This is a genomic window from Buttiauxella izardii (assembly GCF_003601925.1).
GTDB classification, from domain to species: domain Bacteria; phylum Pseudomonadota; class Gammaproteobacteria; order Enterobacterales; family Enterobacteriaceae; genus Buttiauxella; species Buttiauxella izardii.
On the sequence record NZ_QZWH01000005.1, the window covers coordinates 25,495 to 37,689 of the forward strand.

Below are 12,195 nucleotides of genomic sequence, written 5' to 3' on the forward strand. Positions count from 1 at the left end.
ATAATTTAGGGCATGAATGCTTAATAATTACGCCACACGACTCTTTTAACATAGTCAGTGTATGAAAGAATAATTCGGATAACTTTATCAGAAACATTCGGCATTGAATAATCGTTTACCTGAAGGAGCAGTCGTTCATCGTTACGTGGTTGATGTTCTAATATTGCAAGTGCCTGCAAAATTCTCTCGGGCTCAACCCCTGTCATCATTACGGCCGCCTCTTCCATACCTTCCGGACGCTCGTGAGCCTCACGAATATTTACAGCAGGAAAGTTTAGAATAGACGACTCTTCATTAATTGTGCCACTATCAGAGAGTACGGCATGTGCGTCTTTCTGCAATTTTACGTAGTCTTTGAAACCCAATGGCTTGAGAAGCTGAATTAAAGGATGGAAAACGATACCTTTAGCATCAATGCGTTTTTGCGTACGCGGGTGCGTAGAAATAATAACCGGCTGTTGGTATGTTTCCGCAACCAGGTTTAATGCATCCACTAATTTGAGCAAGTTTTTATCAGAGTCGATATTTTCTTCACGGTGAGCACTGACAACAAAATATTTTCCTTTTTCAAGGTTCAATCTAGTTATCACATCCGACCCTTCAATTCCTGCTGCATAGTGATTTAAAACCTCAAACATCGGGCTACCGGTTTTGATAATTCGGTCAGCCGGGAGTCCTTCTGCTAGAAGGTATTCACGTGCAATATCACTGTAAGTTAAATTGATATCAGCAGTGTGATCCACTATGCGGCGATTGGTTTCTTCCGGAACCCGCATATCAAAGCAACGATTACCGGCTTCCATATGAAAAATGGGGATTTTACGACGTTTAGCAGGGATTGCAGACAGGCAACTGTTGGTATCACCTAACACCAGAATAGCATCAGGTTTAACTGTTTCTAAAACTTCATCTACTTTAATAATGATCTGACCAATTGTCTCGGCGGCATTTTTACCGGCAGCATTCAGAAAATAATCAGGTTTGCGTACAGATAAATCATCAAAGAAAATCTGATTCAGTTCGTAGTCATAATTCTGACCAGTATGAACAAGAGTGTGTTCACAGTATTCGTCTAATTTTGCAAGTACTCGTGATAAACGGATAATTTCCGGTCGAGTACCGACAATACTCATAACATGTAATTTTTTCATTTTTAACTCTTAAGAAATTTTATATGTCACGGTATCGGGCTGTGATGGGTCGAATATTTCGTTCGCCCACAACATTACAATCATTTCATCATTCCCGATGTTTGTAATGTCATGAGACCAGCCAGGAACAGTTTCAACAACTTTAGATTCTTCTGCATCCACAAAAAGCTCATAATACTCATTGGTAACAATATGGCGGAAGCAGAATTTTGCTTTTCCTTTAATAACAAGGAATTTCTCATTTTTTGTATGATGATAGTGGCCACCTCGAGTTATCCCAGGATGTGCCGTGAAGAATGAGAATTGGCCGGAATCTTGCGTTTTCAGCATCTCAACGAAACTGCCACGCGGATCACTGTGGCGTTTAACCGAGTAAGAGAACTGAGCCGGTTCATAGTAGCTAATAAACGTTGAATATAAAGCACGCGTTAGCCCTACACCAACCTTATCAATGAGTAATTGATTCTGATTTGCCTTGAAAGATTGAATAATTGAAACAACTTCACCCACAGTAGTCTTGTAAATAGGTTCAACAACAGCATTCTCAGGTTGTATTTCGCCAACTAAGCTTTTCAAAAAATATTTACAGACGTCATCAATATAGACAAGATTTAAAGCTGCTTGCGGATCGTTAACTTTGACCTCAAGGCCATTTAAGATGTTAAAGCAAAAGGTTGCGACTGCAGAATTATAGTTAGGACGGCACCATTTTCCGAATACATTTGGTAGTCGGTAAATATAAACTTTTGCCCCCGTCAACGTAGCATAATCTCTAACTGCTTTTTCGGCAGCAGCTTTGCTTTTCCCATAATGGTTATCAGTTGCAGCCTGAATTGACGAAGTAATCAACAGCGGAGTCTTACTACCTTTCTCGGTGAGTTTTGCAACAATATATTCTGTAAGATTTGTATTTCCCTCATAGAATTCAACATCATTTTGCGGACGGTTCACTCCAGCTAAATGATAAACAAAGTCAGCTTCGAAGAGAGCATTATCTAAATCATCTTGTGAATTTTCACGGTCTAAACAAATGACACTTGCATGGCCATTTTCTCGCAAATGAATTTGTAAATTTTTCCCAATGAAGCCATTTGCGCCAGTGACAACAATCTTCATATTACTCATCCAGTTGATAGTTTTTATTCTCGCGAATAAAACGAATGAACGTAAGCTTTAATAAAAGTTTTTTCATACCTTCTACATCTAATCGTTCTGTATTATGAGAGTTATAATCAACAACCTCAGCAATACGTTGATCACCCTCTTCTACATATTTTCCGTAGTTCAGATCACGTAAGTCTGGTGGTATACGGAAGTAGTCACCCATATCTTCAGCAGCAATCATTTCTTCACGGCTCAAAAGTGCTTCGTACAACTTTTCACCATGACGTGTACCGATAATATTGATTGGATGTTCTGGTACTTCAAGCAATTCTCTAAGCGCAATAGCTAAGGCTTCAATCGTTGCTGCAGGGGCTTTTTGAACAAAGATATCCCCATTATTGCCATGTTCGAAGGCATATAATACTAAATCAACAGCATCTTCGAGCGTCATCATAAAGCGTGTCATGTTCGGATCGGTGATGGTTAGTGCTTTATCTTCTTTAATCAGGTCCACAAACAGTGGTATAACAGAACCACGGGAAGCCATCACATTACCATAACGGGTGCCGCAAATTACCGTTTTGTTTTTATCAACATTACGGGACTTGGCCACCAGGACTTTTTCCATCATTGCTTTCGAAATACCCATCGCGTTGATTGGGTATACAGCTTTGTCGGTACTCAAGCAGACTACGCGTTTTACTTCATTAGTAATAGCTGCTTCCAGAACATTTTCCGTACCCAGAACGTTAGTTTTTACTGCTTCCATCGGGTGGAATTCACAAGAAGGAACCTGTTTCAGTGCTGCTGCATGGTAAATATAATCAACACCCCGAGATGCATTTAGAATAGCTTGATAATCTCTCACATCTCCAATATAAAATTTTAGCTTAGAGTTATTATAGCGCTTGCGCATATCATCTTGTTTTTTCTCATCTCGACTAAAAATTCTAATTTCAGTAATATCAGTATCAAGGAAACGCTTCAAAACTGCATTACCAAAAGAACCGGTACCACCGGTGATAAGTAACGTTTTATCTTTAAACATAATTGTCTCACCAAAAAATTATTTATTAACTATAATACAACGCATGTAGCACTCTGATTCAGTTTGCCATCTGAGCGTAAATTTTTATTGAGCATCATAAATAGATATGAAGTAAACATGTATCCATTTGGACCAAAGGCAAGGCCTTTAATATTAAATAGCACTCCAACCAAAAACCATACTAATGCTAATTTACTTTTTCCAAATGCAGCTAGTGATAGAAATGCCAGAAATAACATAAATAGTATAATATATACCACGCCGCCATAATTGAATAATATCACCCACCCCATATCTGAGAACACAGCTAAATTTGGAATTGCTGAAGATATATTTTGCTGGAAACCAAAAAGTATTGAATATACATCCAGAGAATGTAAACTAATCACATGCTGTGCTATAAGTCCACTAATTGTTCGCATACCGCCGCTATTAACGAACTCAGCATAGAACCTTGGGAAAAGTACCGCTCCTAAGGCATAGATTACAGTTCCTGTAATCAAAACTGCAAAAATCTTGAACGTCAACTTAATATTTGAAAACGTTAGCGCAAATAATATTGCCACAACAGCCATATTAGAATTAATTATTTGTGTTAAACATACTAAGATCAGCAATAAATATTTTTTTTGTATAACAAAAAACGACATAAAAACCATAAGAAAAGGTGTCATGAAATTAATTTCACCTGATAACCCAAAGCCTCTTACTGATTCATTCTGTGCCCACAGATTTACTGAGTCCCCCATGCCAAATATATTATACAAAAATATTTTTGCATTAATATTAAAATACATAATAAAAAATATTAATATCTGCAGCCAAAATGATAATATCATTATACTTTCTAACTTTGATTTTTCTTTATTTAGTAATTTGGATAGCGCTAGAGCTGGCAAAAACGACAGAACGAAGATCATAATAATTCTAAATGAAAATGAACTTTGCACTGATAGATTATCTTGGTAGCAATCAAATAGAATACTAACTATTAGAATAACAGCCAGTACTCCCCATGACATTGTACTTGCATCTAATTTAATCTTAAATTGTTTGAGATTAACTAAACTACTTAGCAAAATATAAAAACCATATAATGCTGGAATCAATGCTAAGTATACATATGGACTGAGTAATGACAGTCTAAAAAAAACCACAAAGAAAATTAAAAAACTTACTACTTTGTTTATAAGGGTTAGTTTAATCATATTATTACTTAAATGTAGATTGCGTTAAATATCTATAAATACCAATTCTTTAACAATTGTTTTCTATCAATAGTTTCACGTTCCTGACATCCTTTCAAATATGAGCATAATAATATATATCGATAAAGAAGAGGTATGTAGAATATTTTATTCCTGTCATTTTTTATAAGAAGCTTAGCAATCCTAAGAGCAAGATATTCAGATAATACCTTCTTTATGATTTTACTAAAAATGGATTTGCTCTTAATAAAAATATTTTCAATGGCATTTATTTTTTTATTACTGGCAAACAGTTCTGGGCATTCTATCGATAAAGCTAACATACCATCACGAGCCGTAGATCTAATTTTATTGGAGTACTTTATAATATCACCACCATGTTCGTGATGAAGTATCATTTGTTTTGACATTATAATATTGACACCACTATTCATCAACTGCCATGGAAACTCATGGTCTTCACAGCCATATCCGAGGAAATTTTCGTTATATAAAATTTGTGTCCGTTCTAAAATGTCTCTTGAGATCAAGCAATTCATCGATACAAAAGTCCATTCATTTAAGATAAGCATTTCATCATCTGAATATTTTGGATGCCTAGAATCTCTGTACCTGTAGTAATTACTATTATTAACTAACTCTTTTACAAATCTAACTTCACCACAATATACAGTATTTTCTTTGTAATTATTAACTATGTGCACAACATCATTTAAAAAGTCCTCTCCAGGGATACAATCATCATCAAGAAATATAAGATATTGCCCTGATGATTTTTTTATCCCTAGATTTCTTTTTGCAGCAACAATATTTTCGGTGTGTAAATGCCTAATAGTTAATGAATTCAATTCATTAATTGCATCATCAATAATTTTTTCTATTTCAATACCACTATGGCTATCACACAATATTACTTCTAATTTAATATCATTAAGTGCTGCCTGTTTATTTAACTCGTTTAATATAAGTGACAATTCTATCACTCTTTTCCATACTGGTATGACAACTGACAGTAACATGTTATTTTTTCTCACTTCGTGTATTTCTTAAAGATATAAGATATAAAGACATTCCAAGTGCCACTATAATTTCCGCGGCAAAAAGACTCCATATTGCGCCAATTACGTCAAAATACTTACTTAAGGGATAGATTAGTAAGAGGCATCCAATCCCACCAGAACAAATAATTCTGAAATAAATATTATTTTTCCCTTGAGGGACAAGTATCAATAACCCTACAATAGAATTAAATACGATTAACACAGGCAATAATGTCATTAATCTTAAAGCATCTTTAATCTCAGCACCTTTATTACCAAAAATTATTTCTGCAAATACATCTGGATATAACACAATTGGAATTGATATTACTACAAAAAAAGACACCAGCCATTTTAACAGACTAATTGATTGTTGCCTTGCTCTTCTAGGATCGCTCTGATTAAGAATGTTAATCTTTGGATAAAACGCCTGTATAATCGGCGCTATCAGCCCTGCCAAAGCCTGCTTTACCATATTAGCTGAGTTGAATATTCCAACAGCAGTATTACCGGCAACAATACCTAGAATAATTGGGGTCAGCATTGTATATGTACTTGTAGCCAGAGTTGAAAAAAAGAAATACGCCCCATCTTTTAAAACCCCAATGACATCTTTTCTAGTTGGTATATAGACACATACTAATTTATCGGCGACTAACCACCCCATAGCAGATATAGAATATATCACATATGGTAAAATAAGAATAAACGCAATCTCAATAATATCATTTCTATTTAAAATAAAAACATAACCATATATAAATGAAATGGCTATTCCGCGAGATACTAAAGAATTAATTGCCATTAACTTCATCATTTCTAATCCCTGGAGTAACCAGTTAGGATTGAATATGTTAAAAAAGACAGCAATTAATGATATATATAATAAATTTCTAATATCATATAATGACGGTATTAACAGAAAACACATTACTATCAACATAACTGGAATAAATAGCCATAATCTTGCAACGATTATTTTAGCCAAACTTTTAGAAATGTATTCTTTGTCACCCCGATTAATCGCGACTAACCTTGTAGCACTATACCCAAAACCATATTCCACAATCAGGAATAGCATCTGCATGATAACAATCGATAAACTTACCTTCCCAAATGACTCAACACCTAAAATGCGAATTAATAATGGATAAATCATTAAAGGAAGCAAATAATTTACACCTTGGCTTATTGCAAGGTAAATAATGTTTTTTTTCGTACTATTCAAAGATCATCACCATAAGAAAATAAATAGTTTGCTTTTTTGTTTACTTTATATTGCTTTGCCTAAAAATTTTGCTTTTTTAATTTGTTACTTACTTCGAGCACGCTACCGCCCCTGGCTCAACAGCTACCAGTCTACTGTATATTTATCCCTCTCGGCATTTACCGTACTAGGGCACCAAAAATTTCATCCTGAGTAAGACAATTCAGCAGTATGATTTTTGTATTCAAGTATCAAAAAAACACTATCACACTGAATTTTATACACTATATTTCTAATATATAAAGCAAGACGGTGGCCCGCGACTCAGAATCAAGAACCATTCAGAGCACTACGCCACCGTTTGACCCTTCACCATACTTAGGGCATAACAGCTCATATTCTACAAGTTAGCCCAGCAACTTCTGAATACTATCCCTGAACTTCTGCCCTTCTTTATGGTTACGCAGCCCATACTGCACAAATGCCTGCATGTAACCCATTTTCTTGCCGCAGTCGTAACTTTCACCTGTCATCAATGCCGCTTCAACTGCCTGCTTTTTGTTTAGCGCAGCAATAGCATCAGTCAACTGAATACGGCCCCAGGCACCCGGCTCGGTTTTTTCTAATTCAGGCCAGATATCAGCAGACAACACATAACGCCCCACCGCAGCTACGTCAGAATCCAGTATCTGTGGTTGATCTGGTTTTTCCACGAAATCAACAATGCGACCAATCTGTCCATCGTTTTGCAATGGTTCTTCCGTGGTGATAACCGAATAGTCAGAAAGGTCTTCGTTTGGCATGCGTTTAGCCAAAACCTGGCTGCGCCCGGTCTCTCTGAAACGCTCAACAATGGCGGCTAAATTATAGCGCAATGGGTCGGCGCTGGCGCCATCAAGGATAACGTCAGGTAATACCACCACAAACGGATTATCGCCAACAACTGGACGAGCGCACAAAATGGAGTGACCCAAGCCTAACGGCTGAGCCTGACGCACGTTCATAATCGTCACGCCTGGAGGGCAGATAGACTGGACTTCAGCAAGCAACTGGCGCTTTACGCGCTGCTCAAGAAGAGCTTCCAGCTCATAAGATGTGTCGAAGTGGTTCTCTACCGCATTCTTCGATGAATGCGTCACCAGCACGATTTCTTTGATACCCGCTGCAACAATTTCGTCAACGATGTATTGGATCATCGGCTTATCGACGATGGGCAGCATCTCTTTAGGGATAGCTTTCGTTGCTGGCAACATGTGCATACCCAAACCGGCAACCGGGATCACTGCTTTCAAATTAATCATATTTAGACCCACCTCGAAATGGTTGGAGGATTATAAACTTTTCGTGCTGTGATGCCAGCATGAATTGATCCCCTGAATTAGTACTGCATCTTAACGTTCTTAACAAATCACGCAAATCCAACTCTTTGTATTACTCCATTATAAAGGTCGGAAAATTCGCAAAGTGATTTGACAAACTATTACTTCGCGACTGGCAACGTGAAATTCAACCTCTCACTATTCACATACCGCTGGTCAACGCGGTCGATGTCCACCGAACTGTGTCCTTTCTCGTTCACCGCCCGCACATTGGCGAGCGACAGCAACGTCTCATCTTTGGCCATAAAGCGGCCGCGCACGTCTTTGCGCAGGTCAAAATTAAGCTTCAATGCAGGTCCGGCGTCAGCGTACTGCATCACATCGATGTTTCTCAGAAACAAGTGTTGCGGTTTGTTATGCAGCTCAAGGGTTGCGCGCTTCATCACAACATTAGTGATAGCCACAAACGAGGTCGCATTGCCCGACGATATCTGTATTCCGCGGCTTTTGAACTGCATATTCGTATTATCAAGCACGATGTTATTTAGTTTAAAATTTTGTGGAATAGATAAATATTTACCTTTGATCACACCATAACCAATTAAAAATCCGGCACTCTCTTTCATCTCGATATTATCAAGTACGAAATTATCACAGCCATAAATAGCTACGGTGGCGTTATCAATTCCCGCCTTCTTACTGAAGGTATGGTTTATATTGCGGGCCTTTATATTACGAATAATGAAGTGTTTTCCGTTTTCAACGTGCACCAACTGGCGGCAGTTGCTGCCGGTGATATTCGCCACCACGAAGTTTTTTACCGCCTGGTCTTCCGGGTAGTCGTTGTCGTAGGTACTGCCCGCCAGGCCAATCCCGATGCCCCAGTTTATCTTGCCGTTGGTGCAATCAATGTTTTCAATGACGTGGTCGGAGATAAGCAGGTTGTGGTCGTTTATCGCCACATTCCACTCGATAGCATCGCCCTGCAAATGGCTAAAGTGCCCGTTAGTGATCTTCACGTTTTCCATGCGGTTATGGAACCCTTGCCGCAAAATGGCGTAGTTCGCATCGTGCACCGTGATGTGGTCTATCACCAGGTTGCGCATGGTGCGCTTCTCTTTACCACCAATATAAATCTGCGTGACCGGCACAAAGCCGCTCATATCAATCCCTTTAATAGTGCAGTCCGACCCCCGCACATCAAGGGTGATATTGTTAAATCGTCCGCCCTTCTCGCCTAAAATCTGGCAGCCGTCCTGCATCACAAAGCGCCCTTTGCCGTTGCCTTTTAAGCCACCCGCAACGTGCAGAATTTTACCTTCGGGCATAAAGATGGCGGTGTTGATGTTGTCGCAAACTAAATCGGCGGGAACGGTCACGGTATCAGCGGCGGCGAAAGCCTGTTTGAAAGCGGCAATCCAGTCACCGCGATAGAATTTTTGAACGCTGGCCTCGCTTTTGCCAGCAGCGGCAAATACACCGCGAGGAGAAATGAATGGCACCGCAGCCAGCACAGAGCTGGCTTTTAACAGTTTGCGGCGGGAGGAAGAAAAAGTGGCGGGAGTTGATTGAAATTTATTCGGCATACGTCCTCGTGATAGTTCACTCGGTGGGTTTACAGCGTATGTAGCTGACGAGCTAATTCTTGGTAGATAATTTTCTGGTTGAACTCCGTCTCAATTTTTTCGCGCGCCAAGTTCAGCATTGGCTTCAATTCACTGGCGTCGATGTTGCCGAACGCCTGTAAGCAATCTGCGAGGGCTGCCGCATCTTTCTCCGGCACCAGCCAGCCTGAACGCCCGGCATCAATCAGTTCAGGAATACCGCTATGAACGGTAGAAATCACCGGAATGCCGACCGCCATCGCTTCCATCAACGCCACAGGAATCCCTTCCATATCGCCATCTTCGCCGGTAATAGAAGGCAGCAGGAACACATCGGCGTCATCCAGCATCGCTTTCACTTCGTGGTTGGGTTTAAAGCCCGGCATAAACACCACATCGTCGAGCTGATTTTGTTCGATAAGCGTGCGCAGGCGCGTTTCCCATGGGCCGATACCAAGAATGTTGTAGCGGAACTTCACGCCGCGCTCTTTAAGCAACAGGCAGGCGTCGATAGCAACGTGCAGCCCTTTTTTCTCGGTTAACCGCGCCACTGAAATAATCTCCAGCGTTTTGGCGGGAGCCTTTACCGCGCGTTGCGAGAAGCGCTCCATGTCAACGCCCATGCGAGACACGTTGATTTTCGCCGCCGGGCAGCCCATTTTCTGCAAGCGCCCCGCCCATAACTTGCTTATGGGCAGCATTAAATCGCCGCGAGTAAAGAGCTTTTGGTATTCCGGCGTGTAGTGATTCAGAGCTTCACGGCCTGAAATATCAATGCCGTGGAACACCGTCGCAATTTTGCCCTTCAGCAAGCCAAGCTCACGCAGTTTTGCCGCTGTCACACCCGCCGGGCCGAAGTGCGCAATAAAGACATCGGCGTGCAACGTTTGCGAGTGACGCCCACAAATTGACGACAAAATCAGATTGCGCGCTTCCTCGCCGTAGCGTTTGGCATTCAACGCCCGCCAGGTGCGTGGACGCAGGGAACCCCGCAGCGTATTCAACGCGCGCGATTGCAGTTTTGCGACCTTTCCCGCAGGTTCATCCATCAGCCAGGTGGTTTTCTGCGCCAGCCCGTACTCTTTGAACGCGGAATGCGTGTTGGTCAAATCGCCTTTCTGGATGGCAACAATCTCCACCTCGTATCCCATATCGATAAACGCGGTTATCTGATTAAGCACGAAGGTTTCGGACGCCACCGGGAATTTAAGCAGAAAGAAACCGACTTTCATTTTTTCCCCTTAATACGCGTTAATACCGATTCCACCATGCGCAGGCCATCTTCTCGTTCGGCGCGCACCGCATGCCCCAGGCGTTCGTTAATCGCAGGTAATTGCCCTAACACATCCGCCACCACGCTCAGGAGCGAACCATCGAGCAACTGGCGGATTTCAATTGCCATTTCCGGCAAGCCAAGCTGCTGCATGATGCCCGCAGATTTGTGTTCGTAATTTATAGCAATCGCAGGCGTGCCGAAGTTCATGGAGATAATCGCAGAATGCAGACGCGTGCCGACGGTCAGCTCGCACTCGCCCAGAATCTTGCCCATTTCCAGGTCGTTCAGCTCGTCCATGACGACATGATATTGCTCAGGGTCATTGATGTACTGGCGCAAATTGAGCGCCACCATGCGGTCGTCCTTGTTGTAACTGTCGATGCCGGTACAGGTCGACAGCGCCAGCACCTGGTAACCGTCTTCAATCACGCGATTGACCACTGCGGCAAATGCCTGCTCGTACGCTTTTTGCGTGGTGCCGAGGCGTTTATCGAACGGGGCAAGTTCACGCAGCGTAATCGCCACGGTCTTCTTGCGCTTGATGGTGTTGAGCCAGTGCTGCACCGCATAGCTCGGGGCAAAATTGTCGTTGTGATGATCCACAAGCCAGGCGGTATCCACGCCCTGCTCGACTTTGCTGCTGTCGATATTGCTTTGGTGCATCAATTTCAGGCTGACGGATTCACGCAAAATCAGCGATTCCGCATTGCCGAACACATAGCTCGCCAGATGGTTAAATTGCGGGTCCTGGAACGGCCCCACGCTGTGGCCAATCATGTAAACCGGCTTTTTCGCCATAAAGCTGCACAGCGCGTGTTCAAACTGCGAAACACCGTATAAATCGACAAAGAACGAGCCGCCGACCTGAATAATCGCGTCGTATTTTTGCAGCGATTTCACGAAATCAATAAAGCCCTGCGGAATGGAAATATTGCGCAAACGCCCGTTATCCGTAGCCTTTGCCAATAAAACCTGGTGTTGATATTTACGGCGCAGCACTTTCTTCACGCGCCCCATCAGCCCCACCGCATTGTTGTGCTGTTTCATCTGCTTATACAGGCCATCGCCCATCACCGGGCGGCCCAGCAGCCAGGCGGAACTCACCGGATAACGGCTCATCACGTCAACTTCCACCGATTGATCAATCGTGGTGATGGCATCAATCAGCCCGCGCAAAATGGCGCTGTCACCACGGTTGCCGCAAGTGTGGTTGCCAAGAATTAATAATTTCATACAGA

The 12,195-nt window shown here is 41.6% G+C and carries 10 protein-coding genes; all 10 read right to left on the reverse strand.

The window, feature by feature from the left end; genetic code table 11:
• Positions 1–20: 20 nt before the first annotated feature.
• Complete coding sequence (gene wecB, locus D6029_RS02775) at positions 21–1,151, reverse strand: non-hydrolyzing UDP-N-acetylglucosamine 2-epimerase (protein WP_120063303.1); 1,131 nt, start codon at positions 1,149–1,151, stop codon at positions 21–23.
• Positions 1,152–1,160: 9 nt separating this feature from the next.
• Positions 1,161–2,267 (reverse strand): UDP-2-acetamido-2,6-beta-L-arabino-hexul-4-ose reductase, encoded by a 1,107-nt coding sequence (gene wbjC, locus D6029_RS02780; protein WP_120063304.1) that lies wholly within the window; start codon positions 2,265–2,267, stop codon positions 1,161–1,163.
• A 1-nt stretch (position 2,268) separates the two neighbouring features.
• Complete coding sequence (locus D6029_RS02785; RefSeq protein WP_120063305.1) at positions 2,269–3,303, reverse strand: polysaccharide biosynthesis protein; 1,035 nt, start codon at positions 3,301–3,303, stop codon at positions 2,269–2,271.
• Positions 3,304–3,332: 29 nt separating this feature from the next.
• Complete coding sequence (locus tag D6029_RS02790; RefSeq protein WP_120063306.1) at positions 3,333–4,511, reverse strand: hypothetical protein; 1,179 nt, start codon at positions 4,509–4,511, stop codon at positions 3,333–3,335.
• A 32-nt stretch (positions 4,512–4,543) separates the two neighbouring features.
• Positions 4,544–5,530: a glycosyltransferase family 2 protein gene (locus D6029_RS02795; protein ID WP_120063307.1), complete on the reverse strand. Its 987-nt coding sequence runs from the start codon at positions 5,528–5,530 to the stop codon at positions 4,544–4,546.
• Position 5,531: 1 nt separating this feature from the next.
• Entirely contained in the window at positions 5,532–6,779 is a 1,248-nt protein-coding gene (locus D6029_RS02800; protein ID WP_120063308.1) for an oligosaccharide flippase family protein, read from the reverse strand.
• 386 nt (positions 6,780–7,165) lie between these two features.
• Positions 7,166–8,059 carry a UTP--glucose-1-phosphate uridylyltransferase GalF gene (galF, locus tag D6029_RS02805; protein WP_120063309.1) on the reverse strand — a complete coding sequence of 298 codons (894 nt, stop codon included), beginning with the start codon at positions 8,057–8,059 and terminating at the stop codon, positions 7,166–7,168.
• A 179-nt stretch (positions 8,060–8,238) separates the two neighbouring features.
• Positions 8,239–9,663 (reverse strand): colanic acid biosynthesis protein WcaM, encoded by a 1,425-nt coding sequence (gene wcaM / locus D6029_RS02810; protein ID WP_120063310.1) that lies wholly within the window; start codon positions 9,661–9,663, stop codon positions 8,239–8,241.
• A 29-nt stretch (positions 9,664–9,692) separates the two neighbouring features.
• Positions 9,693–10,913, reverse strand: a complete 1,221-nt coding sequence (gene wcaL, locus D6029_RS02815) for a colanic acid biosynthesis glycosyltransferase WcaL (protein WP_120063311.1) — start codon at positions 10,911–10,913, stop codon at positions 9,693–9,695.
• Positions 10,910–12,190 (reverse strand): colanic acid biosynthesis pyruvyl transferase WcaK, encoded by a 1,281-nt coding sequence (wcaK, locus tag D6029_RS02820; protein WP_120063312.1) that lies wholly within the window; start codon positions 12,188–12,190, stop codon positions 10,910–10,912. Before wcaK ends, wcaL begins: the two co-directional genes overlap by 4 nt.
• Positions 12,191–12,195 lie beyond the last annotated feature (5 nt).